Below are 20955 nucleotides of genomic sequence, written 5' to 3' on the forward strand. Positions count from 1 at the left end.
TCGACATGTCAGAAGAAGTTAAAGCAGAGCAAGAAGTGCAAGCCGTGGTTTCCCAAGAGGAGTCGATGGCGAACGTGAACATTTTGAAGAAAGGCGATATCGTCAAAGGCAAAGTTCTTAAAGTGGATGCGGATCAAGCCATTGTCGATGTCGGCTACAAATATGACGGTGTCATTCCGTTGCGCGAGCTCTCTTCCGTCACTTTGGAGGATGCATCGCACGGAGTGGAATTGGGACAGGAAGTCGAACTGAAAGTGCTGTCCATCGATGAGAAAAACGAGAAGGTCGTTCTTTCCAAACGCGCCATCGACAGCGAGAAAGCATGGGATAAGCTGTCGGCTGATATGGAAAACAAAACGATCCTCGAAGCGATCGTCGCCGAAGTCGTAAAAGGCGGACTCGTTGTCGACGTAGGCTTGCGCGGCTTCGTACCGGCATCTATGGTAGAACGCACATTCGTGGAAGACTTCAGCGATTACAAAGGGCGCACGCTTCGTCTGCGCGTGAAAGAAATGGACCGCGAGAAGAACAAAGTCATCCTTTCGCAAAAAGACGTGCTTGACGATGAAGTGGAAGCGAAGAAGAAGGAGACGTTATCCGGCCTTTCCGTCGGCCAGCAGCTCGACGGCACGGTTCAGCGTCTGACCCAATTCGGTGCATTCGTAGATATCGGCGGCGTCGACGGTCTGGTGCACATCTCCGAGATGGCATGGCATCACGTGGAAAGCCCGTCCGAAGTCGTTAAAGAAGGCGACAAGGTTCAGGTGCAAGTGCTGAAAGTCGATCCGGAGAACGAGCGCATTTCGCTCAGCATCAAAGCGACTCAGCCGGGTCCTTGGCAGCAAATCGGCAATATCAAGATCGGCGATATCATTAAAGGGACGGTCAAACGTCTTGTGCAATTCGGCGCTTTCGTGGAAGTTGCGCCGGGCGTGGAAGGATTGGTTCATATTTCGCAAATCTCCCATCGCCATATCGCAACGCCGTTCGAGGTATTGAAGGAAGGCCAGGAAGTTCAAGTGAAAGTGCTTGACGTGAATCCTGCCGATAAACGCATTTCCTTGAGCATTAAGGAAACGGAAGAAGCGCCTGCCCGCGAGCCTAGAGCCGAAAGAGGCGAAAGAGGAGAACGAGGACCTCGCAGAGAGAAGGAAACGGTGTCTTACGAAGAAAATCAAGGTTTCAACCTGACACTCGGCGAGAAATTCGGCGACAAGCTGAGCAAATTCAAGTAAGCCATTATTGTAACGAAATGAGGAGTGGAATTGCGGATCCCAAGGAAACTGGAGCATGTTCACCATGCTCTCCAGCTTGGACCGGGAGGCAACAACGGTTTCGGCGGCGTCAAGCTGCTTCCGAACTGTCTCCCGGACATTTCCTCCGATCAAATAGCGTTAAAATCCCGTATCGGCGAACTCACCTTGAGCTCGCCGATTATTATTAATGCGATGACCGGAGGGGCGAACGAAACGGAGGAAATTAACAGGGAGCTGGCGATAGCCGCTCGGGAAACGGGACTCGCGATGGCGGTCGGCTCGCAGATGTCGGCAATCAAAAATCCGGAAGTGGCTTCGAGCTATCAGATCGTAAGAAAAGTGAATCCGAACGGACTCGTGTTCGGAAACTTGGGCAGCGAAGCTACGGTAGAGCAAGCGGAGCGGGCTGTAGAAATGCTCCGCGCCGACGCGCTGCAAATTCATCTGAACGTCATGCAAGAGCTGATCATGCCGGAAGGAGACCGTCATTTTACGGGCATGCTTGAGCGGATCGGCGCGATCGTTCGGCAAACCGGGGTGCCGGTAATGGTCAAGGAAGTCGGCTTCGGCATGGTTCGAGAAAGCGTGGAATCGCTTATATCGATCGGCGTGAAGATGATTGACGTCGGAGGGGCCGGGGGAACCAACTTCGCCGCGATAGAAAATGCGAGGCGCGGGCAGCCGATGGGCTGGCTGAACGATTGGGGCTGCAACACGGCGATATCCCTTTTGGAAGCGATCGAAGCGATACATCGGGCGAATACCGACGTTTCCTTGCTCGCGACGGGTGGCATTTCCCATGCGGTGGATGTATGCAAAGCATTAACCTTGGGCGCTTCGGCCGTAGGCATCGCCGGCGCGTTTCTGAAGGTGCAGCGGACGAAGGGGACGGCCGCTTTGATCGAAACCGTCGCGGCCATGCATGACGAGCTTCGTTTATTGATGACCGCGATGGGAGCCGGTTCGATCGGCGCGCTTCGAACGAAGCCCGTCGTGATCGTCGGCGAGCCGGAGCGATGGTGCAGCGCCAGAGGCATTTCGACCGAAGTCTATGCGCGTCGCAACGGGTATGCCAATTGATGGGCAGCGATTATAAAACTACATAGAGAGCCATACTAAGGAAAAGAAGGGACAAGCTTTTCTTTGGGTGGGTGCGCATGAATGCAGGATATTTGTCGTTCGTATTAATTGTCGTTTCCCTCATTCTGTTTGCCAGCGGCTGGAAAGACATACTAATAAGAGGTATTTCTCATTCGAGGTTACTTCTTTTTTTTGTTGCCTGGGTTATTGCTTTCCGCTGGAGCATGGAATGGAACGGTATGCAAATTTACGGCGTTGCGCCGCTGCTGCTTTTCACAGCTTTATTCGTGTTTCTTCGTTCATACGAAGCGTTTCAGCGACTACATGCATTATCGGTAGGGCTGCTGCTCGGATCGATTTTCTTTTTTTTGAAGGAGACGATCCATTTGATGCCTGCCCTCATCGTATACAGCAGCAGCGTAACCATCGCCTTAATTTCCGGTACGATGGTCTCGGTCGCCCTGCGCCGGCCTGCGGTTCAAATTGCCGCCATTTCTCTCGGCTTTGTCACCGGTGAAGCGATGTATGCCTATTCCCATCATAATCAGACGCATGTCAGCCTGGGCGGCACTTCGTTTCAGGACTTGTGGTGGCTTACTGTATTTGCAGCGAGAGGCATTTCGCTCGTCTTGCAGCAAACGGCCCTCGGGTTTAAAAAAGCGGCCGTATTTGTATGGGAAACCATTCGTCAGCGGAAGCCGTAGCTTGCCCGATGCGCATGATGAGACGGCGCTGCAAAAAGGAGGAACATAAATGTGGGCTTGGATCGTGGAGCAAAAGTATACGGTGGGCATCATCCTGGGAGTTATGTTCGGAGTAGCCTCCAGGCTCAGTATGCTGAGAACCGATTACAGGCAATACCCGACCTATCCGCACGGAAGAATCGTTCACATTTCGCTTGGTGTGATCGCGGCCGGGCTAGGAGCGGTTGCGGTTCCGTCGTTGATCGATAAAAATTACACCGCCGTCACTTTTTTGTCATTGGCTGCGCAGCAATTCAGAGATGTACGCAACATGGAACGGCAGTCGCTCAGTAAAATCGACAGCATGGAGCTCGTGCCGAGAGGCGCTTCGTATATCGAAGGCATTGCGATGGTGTTCGAGGGCCGAAATTACTTGGTTATTTTGTCGGCTTTTGTCACTTCCTTTTTCAGTATCGTATTCGCGTGGTATTGGGGCGTTGCGGCGGGAGTGGTATCCATGCTCGTCACGAATTTTTTCAAAAGCGGAAAAAATATATCTCATATCGCCGTTGTACGAGTGGGCCAAGTGAAGCTGGACGGACCGAACTTGTTTGTCGATGACATCTACATGATGAATGTCGGCCTTGACGATACGCGAAAAATTATTGCAGAGAAAGCGATCGGTCTGGTGCTCGTGCCAAAAAACCGGAACAGTCGGGTGACGATCGCCAATCCGGGGCAACGGCAGGCGCTGCTGCACGATGTATCGACCATCATGGGCGTTTATCGCGATGAAGGCGAACCGGCGTTAATGCCGCTGGCCAAGCTCGATATGAACGACGGACGACTCGGCGTGCTGCTGCTGCCGCAGGAGCATGACGCGGAGAAGGCGCGTACGGTTGCCGAGCGTTCGCCGATTTTGGAAAGCGCGGTACGTATGCCGAGCGAAGCCGGAGTGAACAAGGAAGAAAGGGCAAGGGCGTAGAGCATGGGGAGAATTGTGGCAGTCGTAACCTTGGACGATCAAAAAGTGGGCGGCGGTGCTCCGATCTTTGTAGCCGGATCACCGGAGGAACAGCAGCAAACCGCATTTAAGCTGGAAAAAATACTGGATGCGGCGGCCCATGATCTTCAAAACGGCACCTTTATTATCGTTGACCATTCAAGCGGCGCTTGAACCGTCTTGAGTGCGCTTCATTTACTTGTCCCCTTGATTTTGTTATAATATCTTAGTTTACAAGCCGTGGCGATACGGTTTGTCACTACAATTAAATGATCAATAAAAGATGTTTGCGCCGCTTTTAACGAGGCTTAAGGTGTACCGGAGAAGGGAATGAAGTTTGATGGCAAGGCCAGTAGTAGCGATCGTCGGCCGCCCGAACGTGGGAAAATCCACGATCTTTAACCGAATTATCGGAGATAAGCTCGCGATCGTCGAGGATAAACCAGGGGTTACCCGTGACAGACTGTACGGAATCGGAGAATGGCTGACAACCGAGTTCAGCATTATCGATACCGGTGGAATTGAGATTGAAGGCGATGATCAAATCATGCGCTCCGTTCGCGCACAGGCGGAGCTTGCTATTGAAGAAGCGGATGTCATCGTTTTTATGGTGGATGCGAAAGCAGGCGTAACGCCGGCGGACAGTGAAGTGGCGGAACTGCTGTATCGCGCCAAAAAGCCGGTCGTCGTGGCCGTCAACAAAGTAGATAATTTGCAGCGGACGGACGATATTTATGAGTTTTACAGCCTTGGCTTTGGCGAAGTCGTCGGCATTTCGGGCTCGCATGGCACAGGGATCGGCGATCTGCTGGACGAAGTCATCAAGCATTTTCCGGAAGCGACGGAGGAAGAGTACGGCGAGGATGTCATTCGCGTCGCACTGATCGGGCGGCCGAATGTCGGCAAATCTTCGCTCGTGAACGCCATTCTCGGCGAGGAGCGCGTGATCGTCAGCGATGTGGAAGGCACGACCCGCGATGCGATCGATACGCCGTTCGAGAAGGACGGGCAGAAATACGTGATCATCGATACGGCCGGTATGCGCAAGCGTGGAAAAGTATACGAAACGACGGAAAAATACAGCGTCATGCGGGCAATGAAAGCGATTGAGCGAGCGGACGTGGTGCTTGTCGTCATCGACGGAGAAACCGGCATTATCGAGCAGGACAAACATATTGCCGGTTATGCGCATGAAGCGGGCAAGGCGGCCGTCTTCGTAGTAAACAAATGGGATATCGTCGAGAAGGACGACAAAACGATGCATCAGTTCACCCAGAAAATACGCGATCATTTCTTGTTCATGACCTATGCTCCTGTCGTGTACGTGTCGGCAAAAACGAAGCAAAAGCTCCACAAGCTGCTGCCTGTCGTCAATTCCGTAGCGGAACAGCACGCGCTTCGCGTGCAAACGCATGTGCTCAACGACGTCGTATCGGATGCGGTCGCCATCACTCCGCCGCCGACGGATAAAGGAAGGCGGCTGAAAATCAACTACGCGACCCAGGTTGCTGTAAAACCGCCGACTTTCGTCATATTCGTCAATGATCCGGAGCTTATGCATTTCTCCTATCAACGCTACTTGGAGAATAAAATTCGCGCCGCGTTCGGGTTCGAAGGTACGCCGCTTCGGTTTTTCACGCGAAGAAAATCGGATGACGAATAGGAGGCAATCGACTTGTTAAGTTATGCATCGCTGCTGATCGGGTATTTGCTGGGCTCGATCAGCTTCAGTTATTTGGCAGGCAAACTGCTCAAAGGAATCGATATAAGACAGCATGGGAGCGGCAACGCCGGGGCGACGAACACACTGCGGGTTCTCGGCAAGGGACCGGGTATTACCGTGCTGCTGCTCGATATGATCAAAGGCGTTGCCGCCGTATGGATCGGCACTTGGCTGAGCGGCGGCGACCCGCTGATTCAAGTGCTCTCCGGCCTATGTGTCATAGCAGGACATAACTGGCCCGTATTTTTCGGCTTTCGCGGCGGCAAAGGGATCGCAACGACGATCGGCGTAATGGTTACGCTTGCTTTTTTGCCCGCTCTGATCGCAGGATTGATTGCGATTGCATCCATTGCTCTAACACGCTACGTTTCGTTAGGATCGCTTTTGTTTACAGCAATTTTACCTATTCTTATTTGGTTCATGCATTATCCTGTCGCTATCTTCATATTGAGCCTGCTGCTATTCGTGTTTGCCTGGGTTCGTCACCGGTCCAACATCGGGAAGCTGTTGACGGGCAGGGAGAACAAGCTCGGAGCCAAAAGGCAAGCTTGATCGCACATTCATCGGAGGTGTACTCGTATGGCCGCAAGGAGCAAAACGGCTGTTCTTGTTGCAGGCAGTTGGGGGACGGCAATCGCTTCCGTGCTGTCGGATAACGGGCATCAAGTGATGCTTTGGTCGCGCAATCAAGAACAGGTGGAGGAGATCAACCGGGAGCGGCGAAATTCGCGGTTTCTGAGCGGTGCCGAGCTTTCATACCGCATTCAGGCTACCCGCTCCATGCAGGAAGCGCTTGAGGATGCGGAAGCCGTCATCGTCGTTGCGCCATCTGCCGCCATGCGGGAAGTTGCTTCGCAGATGAAGCATCACCTTCACGAACGCACCACCGTCATTCACGCGACGAAAGGCTTTGAAGCCGGCAGCTTGAAACGGATGACCGAGGTGCTGGCCGAGGAGCTGAACGGGTACGATCCGAAGCGCCTTGCCGTCTTGTCCGGCCCAAGCCATGCGGAGGAAGTCATTCAGCGTCGCCCGACGACCGTCGTGGTCGCTTGCGAAGACAAAACGGCGGCGGAGACGGCACAGGATTTGCTGATTACGCCGTATTTTCGCGTTTACACGAACCCGGACGTCGTCGGGGTGGAAGTCGGCGGCGCACTCAAAAACATTATAGCGCTCGGTGCGGGCCTGAGCGACGGCCTCGGTTTCGGCGACAATGCCAAAGCGGCGCTGCTTACCCGCGGGCTTGCGGAGATCGCCAGGCTGGGAATGGCGATGGGTGCGAACCCGCTTACCTTCTCGGGGCTGGCCGGGATCGGCGATTTGGTCGTGACGTGTACGAGCAAGCACAGCCGCAACTGGAGAGCCGGAGCTATGCTGGCCGAAGGGCAATCGCTGGAGGAAGTTTTGAAGCGCATGGGCATGGTGGTCGAAGGCGTGAAGACGACGCAGGCCGCGTATAAGCTTTCCCGGCAGTATGGGATCACTATGCCGATTGCCGACGAGCTGCACAACGTGCTGTTTGACGGGAAGGAGCCGAAGGCGGCCGTTGAAGATTTGATGGAGCGCGGTCGAACGCACGAAATGGAAGATTTGGCCGAACCTTTTCAAAGCGGTTGGTCCATATAGGCAGGAGCCTGAACGTACCGCCGCTTTCGATCATATAATACCTCAGACTTACTGTTTCACCTGGAGAACGGGTTGTTTTGTCAAAGTCTGAGGAGGTAGAGGAACGGTGCCCGACAAAAACGTGCAGAAAGACGTGCTGAATGTCGTAAAGAAGAAAACCGGCAAAAACGTTACGGAGAAAGACATATATAAGCTTGCGAGCGGAGTCAAGCCAACGACGATGCAAAGCGATGCGCAGCTGAAGCAGCTCATCAAGCAAGTGTCCAGCCTCGTGAAAGTGCCGGTATCGGAACAAACGATGAACGAGCTGATCCAAGCGATTAAAAGCAGCAAGATGAATCCGAACAATATGGAGCAGCTGATGAAGATGATTATGAAAAAATGATTCTTTTTCAACATTTTCATGGCATAAGCCGCCGGAAAGCGCGCTTATGCTTTTTTTATGATATGATAGCTACAGCGAAAGTACATAAACGGGGGTCGTGATTCCAGTGTCGTCCATGGACAAGATGTGGGCATCTTTTATTGCCATCGGATTGATGTTTGTCGCATCGTTCCTAATAACATATGCAAGAAACAAAACAAGAGGCGTCATTCGATTTGTGTTGTCTTTCATCGCTTTTGTTTTGTTTATTCCGATACTGCTATATATGATCGTTTCCATAATGTAACAGGAGGGATACCGCCAGCTATGATTAGCTTGAAGGGACGCAGAGTACAAAAAACAGTGGAGCCGGTTACCGGATTTTCCATTTTGGATATGGCATTGAAGCATGACGTCGATTGGGGCTTTTCCTGCACGCGGGGCACCTGCTGCCGCTGCCGCTGTCAAGTCGCCGAAGGGATGGAGCATTTGTCGGCTCCATCCGATGCGGAATTGGACGCGCTGGAGCCGGAGGAACTCGAAGAAGGGTTTCGTCTTGGCTGCCAGGCGAAAATCAAAACCGTCGGCAGTGTCACGGTGACGAACAAACCATATTTTTGATAGCGGGATGATCACATATGACGAATTTTATCCATACCCCTTTGTCCGAATCGCTGCTTGCCGCGCTGAAGACGATTCGGGAACAATCGGGGGGGCACAGGCCATTGACATGGCTGGTCGGGGGCAGCACGGGGCTAATGCTGCAAGGCGTATCGCTCGCGGCTCCGCCGAGGGATCTCGATCTGTACATAGACCGCGAGCAAGCGGCCGAAATGCATGAAGCGCTGAAGCCATACGCCGTAGATGAGCAAGCGGAAAGCGAGACCGCGTTATACCGCTCCATTCTTAGCCATTACGACATTGGCGGAGTGAAGGTGGAATTGGTCGGCGCTTTTGAAGTTCGGGCACTAGAGAGCGAATATAAGGTCGAGGCGGCTTATCTGTCGCAATTGCAAGCACCATGGCTCACACAGCCCGGATTGGAGAGCGTCCGCATAATGCCGCTTATGCATGAGCTGATCTTCAATGTATTGCGAGCAAGACCCGACCGGTACGAAGCGATCGCAGACTTGTGCCGACGTCAGGATACGGCGATACACAGGCTTATGCTTGAACGGCTTGCGTCACGAAACCGGTTCAGCGCCGCGCTTACGGACACTTTGGAGCGTCTGCTCAACGAATCGAATCGCGAGCCCCGATAATAAAGAGAGGGAGCAGGACGACATGGCGGCTCACATCACCTTTTTGCCGAACAATAAGACAGTTCAAGTAAATCCAGGAACGACCGTACTCGGCGCCGCGGCTAAAGCCAAAGTGCATATCCGGACGCGCTGCGGCGGCAAAGCCGCCTGTCTGATGTGCAAAGTCATCGTTCAGAGCGGAACGGGCCTCACCGCACCGAACCCCAGCGAACGAATGAAACTGGGCAGCTCTGACGAGGGCAGCGGATTCAGGCTGGCGTGCCAGGCGAAAATTTTGGGCGATGTCACGGTGACGATTCCCGAAGACCCGCTTAAAGCGGCGATCCGCAAACAGCTGGAAAAGCAGCAGGAGGAGGATTGGTAATGATACGTGTGCTGCGCGCAGCCTTGATGATTGTTGTTTTCGCGCTGCTAAGCGGGTGCTTGTACCCTAAAGAGATGCGGAAAGAAAACCAGATCGCGAGCGGCGAATTTGTCGTATTGGTCCAAAACGCCGTCGATCAATTTAAAGCGAAAACCGGTGTGCTGCCGATAAAAAACAGCGAGGAAACGACGCCGCTGTATGAGAAATATCCGATTGATTTCAAGAAACTGGTCGGGCCTTATCTTAGCTCGGCGCCCGTTAACGCGTTCGAGAACGGCGGCTCGGCCTCTTATGTGCTGGTTGATGCGGAAACGAAGCCTACGGTCAAAATGATGGATCTGACGTCGTTTCAGCAAACGGTGGAAATCCAGAAAGCCGTAGACGACTACAAGTCGAAATCGGGCGGGCAGCTGCCGAAAGGACAAGCGATCGCTCCCGGATTTTCTTCCATCGACTATGCGAAGCTGAACCGTAAGCCGGCGGAAGTAAACAGCATGTACTCGCCGCAGTTTAAGCTGCCGTTCTTGCTCCACGATTCCGGTCAAGTGGCCATTGACTACGCGCCCGAAATCATGAGGATGATCGATAAAAAGAAGCTGCAGAGCAGCTTGAACGCCACCCAAGATTTGCGGGAGCTGCTGGTGCGTGAGTCGTACTACGTGCCTGCGCGTTCGTTTCCGTACGTTTGGCGAAGCGGACAGCCGGTCCCGATTACCGCGCCGTAACTCTTGCAAACAGAGCCTCTATCAACCTTGATTCGCAAGGTGATAGAGGTTTTTCTTTTTTTCCAAAAAAGCTAGAATAACCTGCTGCAGGCACACATATATTTGAAAGGGATGAATGTACGCAAGCCTCAAGTCCATCAAGCTGCGGCAAGGAGTGGTCAAAATAAAAGTTGGCAAAACCCATCATATTTTGATTCGCGATACATATATTTGTACTAGTCCGAAGCATGTACGAGTTTCGTCTTAAACAACCTGTAGGAGGGATTCTCATTGGAAAAAGTGGATATCTTTAAGGACATTGCAGAGCGTACTGGCGGGGATATTTACCTGGGGGTCGTTGGAGCGGTCCGTACGGGAAAATCAACGTTTATCAAGCGCTTTATGGAGTCGATCGTGCTGCCGAACATTCAGAATGAAGCCGACCGGATTCGGGCAACCGATGAGCTGCCGCAAAGCGCAGCGGGTCGCACCATTATGACGACAGAGCCGAAATTCGTACCGAATAATGCGGTGCAGCTGCATGTTGCAGAAGGACTGAATGTAAACGTACGTTTGGTGGATTGCGTGGGATACGTCGTAGAAGGCGCGAAAGGCTATGAAGACGAAAACGGGCCTCGCATGATCAATACGCCTTGGTTTGAAGAGGCGATTCCGTTCCAGGAAGCGGCCGAAATCGGTACGCGCAAAGTCATTCAAGAGCACGCTACGCTCGGCGTTGTCATTACGACGGACGGCTCGATAGCGGAAATTCCCCGGGCGTCCTATGTAGATGCCGAAGAGCGTATCATTACGGAGCTTAAGGAAGTCGGCAAGCCGTTCATCGTCATCGTCAACTCCACGAAACCGCAAAGCGATTCGGTGCAGGAGCTGCGCGGGCAACTGCAGGCGAAGCATGATGTGCCTGTCGTTGCGATGAGCGTCGCCAATATGCAGGAAGAAGATATGATGTCCGTACTCCGCGAAGTGCTGTACGAGTTCCCTGTCCATGAAGTGAACGTGAATTTGCCAAGCTGGGTCATGGTGCTGGAAGAAAATCACTGGCTCCGTTCCAACTTCGAAAGTTCCGTACGCGAAACGGTACAGGACATTCGGAGACTGCGCGATGTCGACCGGGTGGTCAACAACTTCGAGGAATACGAATTTGTCGATAAAGCGGCTCTCGCCGGAATGAACATGGGCCAAGGCATCGCCGAGATCGATCTGTATGCACCGGATGAGCTGTACGACCGCATTTTGATGGAAGTGGTCGGCGTGGAAATCCGCGGTAAAGATCACCTGCTCCAGCTGATGCAGGAATTTACGCATGCGAAGCGGGAATACGACCACTTTGCCGAAGCGCTTGAGATGGTGAAGACGACCGGTTACGGCATTGCGCCACCGTCGCTAGCGGAGATGGCGCTTGACGAGCCGGAACTGATCCGTCAAGGGTCTCGGTTCGGGGTGCGTCTGAAAGCGACGGCGCCGTCGATCCATATGATCCGCGTCGATGTGGAATCCGAATTTTCCCCGATTATCGGAACGGAGAAGCAAAGCGAAGAGCTCGTTCGTTACCTGATGCAGGATTTCGAAGAAAATCCGCTCAAAATTTGGGAATCCGACATATTCGGACGCTCGCTCCATTCCATCGTACGCGAAGGCATCCAAGGGAAGCTCGCCATGATGCCGGATAATGCGCGTTACAAGCTGCAAGAGACGCTGGGACGCATCATTAACGAAGGTTCGGGCGGGTTGATTGCAATCATTTTGTAGGCACTTGGACATAGCAAGAACAAAGAAAATGCACTCCGGCGGGTGCATTTTTTACGTTTTACTTGAAAAAGATGTGCGCCTGTATTACTATAATGTTGATTTCCATGGTGGAATTACCTCTTAGCATGTATATTTTGCGAAGAAACGGTTAACAAAGAGAATAACAGTAATATCGTTAGTGGGGGGAGGTGAATCGCATGAATAAATCCGATTTGATCAACAAGGTAGCCGAATCCTCTGAGCTTTCCAAGAAAGACGCAACCAAAGCGGTGGAAGCCGTATTTGACGCTATTTCCGAAGCATTGCAAAGTGGCGATAAAGTACAATTGGTCGGTTTTGGAAACTTTGAAGTTCGCGAGCGTTCCGCCCGCAAAGGCCGTAATCCGCAAACCGGTGAAGAGATCGAAATTCCTTCCAGCAAAGTCCCGGCGTTTAAGCCAGGTAAAGCATTGAAAGACGGAATTCAGTAATCCGGCCGATAGGCTCAGCATTTCTACATAGTCAAGTTTCAAAAGCGCTTGAACCGGTGAATGGTTCAGGCGCTTTTATTTTGGAAGGAAACTGCATAAAAGCCTTTACAACGCTTGTGTGGTAAGATATAATTTCCTTTGCCGGAAAACTTTCCGTCAAGTTCGGGGTATGGCGCAGCCTGGTAGCGCGCACCCTTGGGGTGGGTGAGGTCGCACGTTCGAATCGTGTTACTCCGACCATTTTTTTAAACAAGCGTGTCAACTTATAATGGAGCTACGCGTTGACCGTTTTATACGGGCGCACTTCGAGCAGCACTAGCGCCTTCGGGAAGGAACGTTTTCTTTCGATACATGTCGAGGAGAGCGTTTTTTTTATTTGCCCTGCTGCAAGAATAAGGCGCTGGACGCTTGCCGGTAATTATTTTATAATGAACATACGTTGCAAGGAGGTGGTAGGCAATGGCAAACCAATTTGCCGGGATCCGCAGCGACTCATGCAAAGCCTGGTATTAGAGGCGATACTTTGCATGGGGCGGGATACGGAATCATTATATCGCCCAGAAAAATAGCTTATGTCGTTTCTAATAATATGGTTTTGCACCTTATACGCATTCTCACATCCTATAAGGGGCTGAAAAATCATGATTACACCATTTATTAGAAACCATCAATATAACCTCATAACGAAGCAATTGGATCTTCTGCAGCATGCCTACAATACGGTTTCCGATCAAAAAGTCGTGGAGTCCGTCAAATACAGCGCGGAAGCCAAAATCATAGAAGCGTTTGGTCACGTTACGGAGGATCAGCAGCGACTGCTCTCCGAGATCTCCGCATTGAAAACCGCGGATGATTTCCAGAAATACGCGCTTGCGTTAGAGCCATATGTAATTCCTTTTCCTCAAGTAACGGAAAAGCAGATTAAGAAGCTGTTTCACAAAAATAAAAAGCTGGATATTCCGAAGGTCGCATCGATCGATTATGCACATTCTACTTATTTAGGATGGATCGATATATCGACGAATAAAATGTTCCTTGTATATCAACAGAGCGGACAAATCATCGGAATTGAAGGGAAATTTACGCCCACAAACAAGAAAAGCACTTGCTTTATATGCAACAAGCAAAGAGAAGCGGCTTTATTTACGGCAGTATCCAAAACAAGGCCTGCGAACGCGTCGCCGGATTATTATAAAGCGGTCGGCAACTATATGTGCATTCACAGTGAGGATTGCAACAAAAGCATCACCGATGTAACCGCGTTGGAAAAATTCATTCAAAACGTAATCGGATAAGTCGCAGTCGTAAAGAGGTTTTTCCAGGAAAACTCCCTTTTGGGGAGTTTTCCTTTTTTTAACGCCCACAATCAACTTCCCGCTTCCGGAGCTCGTTTGCCGCAGGCACATCCGGACAAATATGCGTTGCAACGGTTGCAAAGAGTAAGTGACAGTATTGTATAATCAACGGGGAACGTTCAGTTCACGATCTCCGGCGGCATTGCTAGTTTCGGGGTATGGCGCAGCCTGGTAGCGCGCACCCTTGGGGTGGGTGAGGCCGTGGGTTCGAATCCCGCTACTCCGACCATGAAAAAGACATCGTCAATCCGGTGTCTTTTTCTTTTTTTGTCAAATATATTTTACCGCCAATGTTCGCGATTGTTTGTTATACTGAGTTGTCGTTATATGAACGATGAGTCGGTGGTATTTTTGGGAGGATAACGCAGATGAAAGAAAGTTTGAACCGCTGGGTTCGAAGCAACGACTGGGTCATGTATGGAATACTCGTTTCTATCTTTTTGGTGTGGCGGATCGGCGAAGTAGGGGGCTGGACCGTCGAGTGCTGGATATTGCTCTTGATTTGCCTAATGGGTATACGCAAAGATCAGATCGACATCGAGTGGAGCCGCTTTTTTGTGTTGGGGATTCCGCTCTTGGGCATATTTTATTATTTTTATGGATCGGGGAACGGGCTCTGGTGGAAAATCGCCAACTGGATGTTCGAGAACAACCGCCATCCTTGGACTTGGGACGACTTTATGAATAGCATTCCTTATAACGACGCGGCGTGGGCCCGGGCATTCCACAGCCCGCTGCTGGATAGCATTATGGTGTGGATCTATAACTTCGGATTCGTTCTGTCTCTGTGGATATGCATTGTACGCAGCTACTGGACGAGAAGCGTCAAGAAAATGTTGTCGTATGCCTTGTCGGGGCATTTGCTGCAATTTCCGCTCATCCTGCCGTTTTACAACCTGATCTTGCTCCGTGAAGTATGGTGGGTGAAAGGGCAGCCGGATTTGCTGGGACGCGTATTCGCCACCGAGAACGACATGCTAGTGAACGTCATGAACTGCTTCCCGAGCATGCATACCTCAATTTCGTTCGCGATGCTGCTGCTCGCTTTGCGCGAGAAGGACAACATTTTCAAATACATGATGGTCGCTTACTGTGCCTCAATTATATTCTCAACGATGTACCTGCAAATTCATTGGGTGCTCGACGTGCTGGCCGGAATGGCGTTCGCCTACGGGGTGGTCAAGCTGGCGGATCTGGTCCTTTACCTGGCTTCCCGGATCATTCCGAGCTCGGTGCAGCGGTTTTACAGCAAGAAGAAGGAGTATGCTCCCAATAAGTTAGCCGCCTGATTTGGGCGGCTTTTCCGCGTTTCTCCTTTGCGAGATCTGATGGCGTAGGGTGCGTGAATTGTACCAGGTTGACAGCGGTCGTATTTTTCTGCATCATTAAGTAATAGCAGATACGGATTGGAAGGGGATGGATAACGTTGGACGCAAATCAAAACGACTATTTTGTCATTAAAGCAAAAGAAAACGGAGTGCAGGTGATCGGTTTGACCCGGGGGCAGGATACCAAGTTTCATCACACGGAAAAGCTGGACAAGGGTGAAGTGATGATCGCCCAGTTTACGGATCATACTTCGGCCGTGAAAATCCGCGGAAAAGCGATCGTGATGACAAAGTTCGGCACGCTGGATACGCAGGAATAATTTTTTAACCCGCCGCAGGCATAGCCTGCTTTTTTTCGTTGTACAATGATAAGGACAGAGCTTTTGGCCAAGCACGGAAACACCTACAGAGGAGGCTGCGGCTTCATGAACTGGTTTTCCCGGATCCTTGTATTGACAACGATTTCGATCGGGGTTATGGCGGGTTTATCGTATTTATCCGAGCTGGATAAGACGGCCAGCGTATTTCGGACCGTCAGTGCGCAACCCGTATCGGAAAAAAATATCGTTGACGTCGTGTCGAAAATGCAGCTGCACCTTCGCATTCGGCGCGTAGAAATCAGCCATTCGATCGTCTCGATCGACCTGCTTGCCGTGAAATCGACCGAATCGATGGACATGTTGAATGACATATACGAAATTCCGCGTCATTTGTTCGGGTCGTCCACCAACATTCATCAAGTGTTTGTTCGGGTGCTTGACGCCTCCGCAGACGGAAGCGGAAGTCCCCAGCTGCTCGTCGCCTCCGACGCCAGACGGGAAAAATGGCTGCCCGGCGATCTAAGATTCGGCCATCAAAGCATGGAGGAATTGTCGCAGTATTTGGACTCGCATTACCGCATGACTTATACCGCCAAATGGCATGATCGGCTGAAGGAAAAAAGCTGACGGCGCAGCATGCGATTCTTTTTCATTTGTGCTATAATAGTTTGGATGCATGGAGTTAGACTGATTTGCAACGGTTCGGAGGCTTACATATGAACTCTTATCGGATTCCCGAAATCGCCAAGAAGTACATCGAGCACGATATGATTATGAAACACACGGAATTGCCAAGCTTCCCCGAGTATCGCACTCGGCTGCTGTATGCCTTTCTGAACAAACATAGCAGTTTGTCCGGACACAGCGAGCTGTACACTCTCGTTACGTCGCTCGTTCAGGTAGGTCTTGATACGCACGACACGGTAAGTATCACCAACGATTCGAAGGAGCAGAAAGCAGCCCGCTCCCGGCAGTTGAAAGTATTGGCCGGCGATTATTACAGCAGCCGGTTTTATTATTTGCTTTCCCATGCCGGGCATATCGATCTGGTGGGCATCTTGTCGGGGGCTATTTGCGAGGCGAACCGGCTAAAGATGAATTTGTATTTGAAGATGAAGCAGCTCAAGCTTACGGCTGATGAATATATGCGGCAGACGATACAAATCAAAACCCAGTTGTTTCTTTCGTTTGCGAACCTGTTGGAAGATGGGGTTTCTGCTATATGGCCCGATATTTTGAACCTGTTCACGCGCTGCGAACTGTTGATTCAGGAAATCGGCCGCTCTGAAATTTCCCAGCAATTCAGAGACAGCTGGGGATTTTGGCATGTACTGCAATGGTGCACCAAAGAAGAGAAAAAGGTGCTGCAGCAGGAGGAGCCCGATCCTACGAAGCTCCGCTCCATCTGGTTGAAGTACAAGGTGACCGCGCAGTTGTACGATATGCTCGACTCTTGTCTAAGGGAGCTTCAGGAAAAGCTGCAGTACCTTGACCCGGAAAAGTTCGGCAAGGAACTGCTTTCCATCGGAGAGCCCATCCGTCATTACTTAAACAGCCCGGGCGCTACACAGGAAATTTGAGGTGAATGGTACGATGCAGGGAAAATCCAAAGAGCAGTTCGTTCACTCCGTATTCGAGAGCATAGCGCCGAAATACGATTTGATGAACGATATTTTAAGTTTTCGAAGACACAAAGCATGGCGAAAATTTACGATGAAAAAAATGCAGGTATTCCCGGGGAGCACCGCCATCGACCTTTGCTGCGGCACATGCGATTGGACCATCTCGCTTGCGGAAGCAAGCCGGACAGGGCCGATGGTCGGTCTTGATTTCAGCCAGAACATGCTCGACGTCGGCGCGGAGAAAATCAAGCAAATCGGATTGGACAAGCAGATTCGTCTTGTCCGCGGCAATGCGATGGAACTTCCGTTTGAGGATAACACGTTCGATTACGCGACGATCGGTTTTGCGCTGCGCAACGTGCCCGATCTGGTAAAAGTCATTGAAGAGATGCAGCGGGTCGTAAAGCCCGGGGGAATGATCGTTTCCCTGGAGTTATCCAAACCGACATGGCAGCCGTTCAAGTCGATTTATTACTTTTATTTTCAACAAATATTGCCGCTGCTCGGCAAGCTGATCGTCAAACGCTACGAACAGTATAAATGGCTTCCGGAGTCATTGGTTCAGTTTCCCGACCATAAACAGCTCGCCGACATTTTCCGGAATACCGGCTTGACCGAAGTTCAGGCTTACCCGCTTACCGGCGGGATCGCCGCTCTGCACATCGGTATCAAGCCCAAAGAGGACAAATGATCTGAGGAGATGTCACCATGGTTTGGAGAAAGACAAAAATATTTTTGGAAATGGTTAAAATCGAGCATACGCTGTTTGCGCTCCCATTTGCTTTCATGGGTGCACTGCTCGGCTCTGTCGTCATGTTCGGGCATCTGCCCTCCTGGGCCACTATCGGATGGATCCTGCTCGCCATGGTCGGCGCCCGTAGCGCGGCAATGGGGTTAAACCGCATTATCGATAAAGTGTTCGATGCGAAAAATCCGCGTACGGCGATGAGAGCTATCCCGGCCGGACTCATCTCTTCGAAAGAAGCCATTATTTTCGTAATCATTTCGTTCATCCTGTTATTTTGGGCCGCTTTCAAGCTGAACCCGCTCTGCGTGAAGCTGCTTCCGATTGCCGTATTTTTTCTTGTTTTTTATTCGTATACCAAACGTTTTACGTGGGCGTGCCACATCGTGCTGGGTTTAACGATCGGGCTTGCGCCGCTTGGCGGCTGGGTGGCCGTGACCGGCAGCTTCTCGCTGACGGCGTTCGTTTTTTATGTGGCGATCGTGTTTTGGCTTGCAGGTTTTGACGTCATTTATGCCTGCCAAGATGTTGATTTCGACCGCAAGGAAGGGCTCCATTCGATCCCGAGCCGTTTCGGCGTAGAAAAAGCGCTCAAAATTGCGCGTTGGTTTCATATCATCACGGCGGTCGGCTTCATCAGCCTGTTTTTCCTGACGGACCTATCTTGGGTGTATCTGATCGGGGTTCTTGTATCGTATGCGCTGCTCATGTACGAGCATTTTATAGTGAAAGCGGACGATTTAAGCCGCGTCAATACCGCGTTCTTTACGATGAACAGTGTGCTTAGTATGGCTGTATTTATTTTTACGCTCATAGATTTGGTGGTGAATGTGTAGATGATCAAGCCGTGGGTTATCGGCATTACCGGCGCCAGCGGCGCGGCATATGGCGTGCGCCTGTGCCGTTTTATGCTGTCTGAGGGCGAGCACGTGCACTTGATAATAACGGATGCCGGGTGGAGGGTATTAAAGGAAGAGCTTGGCTGGGACGCAGCCAAACGACAAGACACGATTGCAGCGCAATTCGCTGGCGGTCCAGGGAAGCTGGAATATTATCCGGTCCAGGATATCGGAGGCAAAACGGCTAGCGGCTCGTTCCTGACCAAAGGCATGGTCATCGTGCCTTGTTCAATGGGCACCTTATCGGCCATCGCGAACGGAGCGTCCGATAATTTGTTGGAACGAACGGCGGACGTGATGCTGAAGGAAGGCCGAAAGCTTATTATGGTGCCGAGAGAAACGCCGCTGCATGCCATCCACCTGGAAAATATGCTTAAACTGGCGCGTATGGGCGTGCGCATCGTTCCAGCCATGCCGGCCTTCTACCAGGGGCCGCAGTCCATGGACGATATGGTCGATTTTATGGTCGGCAAAATCGCGGACAGCATGGAGCTGGATCACGAGCTGTATACAAGATGGGGTAGCGCTAAATGACAAACATATCCAAGATGATCCGCATCGGTCGCATCGATTTTACGAACGTATGGCCACTTTTTTTTTATTTCCCTTTTACCGCGTTCGAAGGCGAGGTAGAAGTGCTACAGCAAGTGCCGACCGGGCTTAATCGAGCAATGGCGAAGGGCGAGATTGACATCGGGCCGATATCTTCCTTTGCTTACGGCGATAATTTTGATGAGTATATGTTGTTCCCGGATATGTCGGTGAGCTCCTATAACCATGTCAATTCCATATTGTTTTTTCATCGCAAACCGCTCGAAGAGCTTGGGCATGCGACGATTTCGCTGCCGACGACTTCGGCCACTTCAGTCAATTTATTGAAAATTATTTTAAACAAATTTTACGGTCTTGAGCCGAACTATGTGTACGCTGCGCCGGAGTTGGACACGATGATGAGTACGACCGACGCCGCGCTTTTGATCGGCGACCATGCGATACGCGCCAACTGGCAGGATAACGGCTATTTGGTAACCGACCTCGGAGCGGAATGGACGCGGCTGACCGGACAATGGATGTCCTTTGCGGTATGTGCGATCCGGAAACAGACGGTACGGGAGCAGCCGGATAAAGTGAGGCGCATTTACGAAGCATTTCTGGAAAGCAAGCGCAAGTCCATGGCCGATATGACGTCCCTTGTACAGGATGCGCAGCAGCTCATTGGCGGCACGATTCCATACTGGGAGCATTACTTTTCCAATCTTTGTTATGAATTCGGGCCGAAGCAGTGGGCCGGTCTTCAAATGTATTACGATTATGCGGCGGAGCTCGGGTTCCTGAGCCGAAAAGTGCCGCTGCAAATATGGAACGATAATTCTGTAGTACGGGTGACGGAATGAAATTGTTGGATATTTACGCCAAGCTGAAGAAAGACATTCATTATATCGAAAAGGAACTGGAGCGGAGCATTGATGTGGATCATCCGATGCTCCGCGAAGCGTCTTTGCATCTGCTGAAAGCCGGAGGCAAACGGATTCGTCCCGTATTCGTACTGCTCGGGGCCAAGTTCGGCACGTACGACTTGGAGCGGGTGAAGCATGTGGCGGTTCCGCTTGAGCTGATCCATATGGCTTCGCTAGTGCATGACGACGTGATCGACGATGCCGATACTCGCCGGGGGCAGCTGACGGTTCGTTCCAAATGGGATAATCGCATCGCGATGTATACCGGGGACTACATATTCGCCAAAGCATTGAACATTGTGACCAAATTGCCCGACCCGACGATCCATCAGATTATGTCCAAAGCGTTGGTCGAAATGTCGCTCGGGGAAATGGAGCAAATTCGGTTCTTTTTCAACAGCGAACAGACGATTCGCGAATATTTGCTTCGCATCAAAAGAAAAACGGCGCTGCTCTTGGCGATCTCCTGCCAGCTCGGAGCCATTGCGGTCGGTGCGCCCAGCTCGATCTCACGCAAGCTGTACTCGTTTGGATACAATGCAGGAATGACGTTTCAAATCCGTGACGACTTGCTCGACATTTGCGGGACGGAGAAAGAAATCGGCAAGCCGCCCGGAAGCGACATTAAGCAGGGCAATATTACACTTCCGGTTCTATTCGCTCTGCAAAACCCTCAGCTGCGTCCGCGGCTGCTCAGCGAGCTTGCTGTCATTCAAGCGGCTGACGGGCAAACAGACACGAGTGCGTTTATCGATATGATAAGGCGCAGCGAAGGCATCGCGCGGGCCGAAGAACTTGCTTCCAAGTACATAGATAAAGCGATTGCTGCATTGGAACCATTGCCCGACATTCAGGCGAAGAAAGATTTGATCAGCATCGCCCATTTCATCGGCAACCGTTCTTATTAATACCGGCTTCCGG

Annotated in this window: 26 protein-coding genes and 2 tRNA genes; all 28 read left to right on the top strand. The window is 51.4% G+C overall.

Features of this window, described 5'->3' with window-relative positions; all coding sequences use genetic code 11:
• The first annotated feature begins 5 nt into the window (after positions 1 to 5).
• The 28 genes from rpsA to hepT all read left to right on the top strand — a co-directional run bounded on the left by rpsA (position 6) and on the right by hepT (position 20942).
• Positions 6 to 1235 carry a 30S ribosomal protein S1 gene (rpsA, locus tag ACFQI7_RS11755; RefSeq protein WP_218099080.1) on the top strand — a complete coding sequence of 410 codons (1230 nt, stop codon included), beginning with the start codon at positions 6 to 8 and terminating at the stop codon, positions 1233 to 1235.
• A gap of 30 nt (positions 1236 to 1265) precedes the next feature.
• Entirely contained in the window at positions 1266 to 2336 is a 1071-nt protein-coding gene (gene fni / locus ACFQI7_RS11760) for a type 2 isopentenyl-diphosphate Delta-isomerase (RefSeq protein ID WP_218099079.1), read from the top strand.
• Between the two features lie 77 nt (positions 2337 to 2413).
• Complete coding sequence (locus tag ACFQI7_RS11765; protein ID WP_218099078.1) at positions 2414 to 3040, top strand: YphA family membrane protein; 627 nt, start codon at positions 2414 to 2416, stop codon at positions 3038 to 3040.
• Between the two features lie 49 nt (positions 3041 to 3089).
• Positions 3090 to 4004, top strand: a complete 915-nt coding sequence (locus ACFQI7_RS11770) for a YIEGIA family protein (protein ID WP_218099077.1) — start codon at positions 3090 to 3092, stop codon at positions 4002 to 4004.
• Positions 4005 to 4007: 3 nt separating this feature from the next.
• Positions 4008 to 4196 (top strand): capping complex subunit for YIEGIA, encoded by a 189-nt coding sequence (locus ACFQI7_RS11775; RefSeq protein WP_218099076.1) that lies wholly within the window; start codon positions 4008 to 4010, stop codon positions 4194 to 4196.
• Positions 4197 to 4362: 166 nt separating this feature from the next.
• Positions 4363 to 5685: a ribosome biogenesis GTPase Der gene (gene der, locus ACFQI7_RS11780; RefSeq protein WP_218099075.1), complete on the top strand. Its 1323-nt coding sequence runs from the start codon at positions 4363 to 4365 to the stop codon at positions 5683 to 5685.
• A 12-nt stretch (positions 5686 to 5697) separates the two neighbouring features.
• Positions 5698 to 6297, top strand: a complete 600-nt coding sequence (gene plsY, locus ACFQI7_RS11785) for a glycerol-3-phosphate 1-O-acyltransferase PlsY (protein ID WP_218099074.1) — start codon at positions 5698 to 5700, stop codon at positions 6295 to 6297.
• Positions 6298 to 6324: 27 nt separating this feature from the next.
• Entirely contained in the window at positions 6325 to 7374 is a 1050-nt protein-coding gene (locus ACFQI7_RS11790) for an NAD(P)H-dependent glycerol-3-phosphate dehydrogenase (protein WP_218099073.1), read from the top strand.
• Between the two features lie 106 nt (positions 7375 to 7480).
• On the top strand, positions 7481 to 7759 hold the full coding sequence (locus ACFQI7_RS11795; RefSeq protein WP_218099072.1) for a stage VI sporulation protein F: 279 nt from the start codon (positions 7481 to 7483) through the stop codon (positions 7757 to 7759).
• Positions 7760 to 7883: 124 nt separating this feature from the next.
• Entirely contained in the window at positions 7884 to 8045 is a 162-nt protein-coding gene (locus ACFQI7_RS11800) for a DUF2768 family protein (RefSeq protein ID WP_377516909.1), read from the top strand.
• A gap of 20 nt (positions 8046 to 8065) precedes the next feature.
• Positions 8066 to 8359: a 2Fe-2S iron-sulfur cluster-binding protein gene (locus tag ACFQI7_RS11805; protein ID WP_218099070.1), complete on the top strand. Its 294-nt coding sequence runs from the start codon at positions 8066 to 8068 to the stop codon at positions 8357 to 8359.
• Between the two features lie 17 nt (positions 8360 to 8376).
• Positions 8377 to 9000, top strand: a complete 624-nt coding sequence (locus tag ACFQI7_RS11810; protein WP_218099069.1) for a nucleotidyltransferase family protein — start codon at positions 8377 to 8379, stop codon at positions 8998 to 9000.
• Between the two features lie 22 nt (positions 9001 to 9022).
• Positions 9023 to 9364, top strand: a complete 342-nt coding sequence (locus ACFQI7_RS11815) for a 2Fe-2S iron-sulfur cluster-binding protein (protein WP_218099068.1) — start codon at positions 9023 to 9025, stop codon at positions 9362 to 9364.
• On the top strand, positions 9364 to 10089 hold the full coding sequence (locus ACFQI7_RS11820) for a hypothetical protein (protein ID WP_218099067.1): 726 nt from the start codon (positions 9364 to 9366) through the stop codon (positions 10087 to 10089). Before ACFQI7_RS11815 ends, ACFQI7_RS11820 begins: the two co-directional genes overlap by 1 nt.
• 270 nt (positions 10090 to 10359) lie before the next feature.
• Positions 10360 to 11838, top strand: coding sequence for a stage IV sporulation protein A (gene spoIVA, locus ACFQI7_RS11825; protein WP_218099066.1), 1479 nt, complete (start codon positions 10360 to 10362; stop codon positions 11836 to 11838).
• 197 nt (positions 11839 to 12035) lie between these two features.
• Entirely contained in the window at positions 12036 to 12308 is a 273-nt protein-coding gene (locus tag ACFQI7_RS11830) for an HU family DNA-binding protein (protein ID WP_218099065.1), read from the top strand.
• A 163-nt stretch (positions 12309 to 12471) separates the two neighbouring features.
• A tRNA-Pro gene (locus tag ACFQI7_RS11835) sits at positions 12472 to 12548 on the top strand.
• A 401-nt stretch (positions 12549 to 12949) separates the two neighbouring features.
• Positions 12950 to 13603 (top strand): FusB/FusC family EF-G-binding protein, encoded by a 654-nt coding sequence (locus ACFQI7_RS11840; RefSeq protein ID WP_218099064.1) that lies wholly within the window; start codon positions 12950 to 12952, stop codon positions 13601 to 13603.
• Between the two features lie 212 nt (positions 13604 to 13815).
• A tRNA-Pro gene (locus tag ACFQI7_RS11845) sits at positions 13816 to 13892 on the top strand.
• A gap of 139 nt (positions 13893 to 14031) precedes the next feature.
• Positions 14032 to 14952, top strand: a complete 921-nt coding sequence (locus tag ACFQI7_RS11850; RefSeq protein ID WP_218099063.1) for a phosphatase PAP2 family protein — start codon at positions 14032 to 14034, stop codon at positions 14950 to 14952.
• 137 nt (positions 14953 to 15089) lie between these two features.
• Complete coding sequence (gene mtrB / locus ACFQI7_RS11855; RefSeq protein WP_218099062.1) at positions 15090 to 15311, top strand: trp RNA-binding attenuation protein MtrB; 222 nt, start codon at positions 15090 to 15092, stop codon at positions 15309 to 15311.
• Between the two features lie 105 nt (positions 15312 to 15416).
• The gene (locus tag ACFQI7_RS11860; RefSeq protein WP_218099061.1) at positions 15417 to 15938 is read left to right on the top strand and encodes a hypothetical protein; all 522 of its coding nucleotides are present in this window, start codon (positions 15417 to 15419) and stop codon (positions 15936 to 15938) included.
• Positions 15939 to 16027: 89 nt separating this feature from the next.
• Positions 16028 to 16891 (top strand): heptaprenyl diphosphate synthase component 1, encoded by an 864-nt coding sequence (locus tag ACFQI7_RS11865; RefSeq protein ID WP_218099060.1) that lies wholly within the window; start codon positions 16028 to 16030, stop codon positions 16889 to 16891.
• 13 nt (positions 16892 to 16904) lie between these two features.
• Positions 16905 to 17624 carry a demethylmenaquinone methyltransferase gene (locus ACFQI7_RS11870; RefSeq protein WP_218099059.1) on the top strand — a complete coding sequence of 240 codons (720 nt, stop codon included), beginning with the start codon at positions 16905 to 16907 and terminating at the stop codon, positions 17622 to 17624.
• Between the two features lie 17 nt (positions 17625 to 17641).
• Entirely contained in the window at positions 17642 to 18514 is an 873-nt protein-coding gene (locus ACFQI7_RS11875) for a UbiA-like polyprenyltransferase (RefSeq protein WP_218099058.1), read from the top strand.
• Positions 18515 to 19111, top strand: coding sequence for a UbiX family flavin prenyltransferase (locus tag ACFQI7_RS11880; RefSeq protein ID WP_218099057.1), 597 nt, complete (start codon positions 18515 to 18517; stop codon positions 19109 to 19111).
• A complete protein-coding gene (locus tag ACFQI7_RS11885; protein ID WP_218099056.1) occupies positions 19108 to 19971 on the top strand; it encodes a menaquinone biosynthetic enzyme MqnA/MqnD family protein in 864 nt (287 codons plus the stop codon). The genes ACFQI7_RS11880 and ACFQI7_RS11885 overlap by 4 nt, the downstream gene beginning before the upstream one ends.
• Positions 19968 to 20942: a heptaprenyl diphosphate synthase component II gene (gene hepT, locus ACFQI7_RS11890; RefSeq protein ID WP_218099055.1), complete on the top strand. Its 975-nt coding sequence runs from the start codon at positions 19968 to 19970 to the stop codon at positions 20940 to 20942. Before ACFQI7_RS11885 ends, hepT begins: the two co-directional genes overlap by 4 nt.
• The last annotated feature ends 13 nt before the right edge of the window (positions 20943 to 20955 follow it).

Source organism: Paenibacillus allorhizosphaerae (assembly GCF_042659105.1).
GTDB classification, from domain to species: Bacteria; Bacillota; Bacilli; order Paenibacillales; family NBRC-103111; genus Paenibacillus_G; species Paenibacillus_G allorhizosphaerae.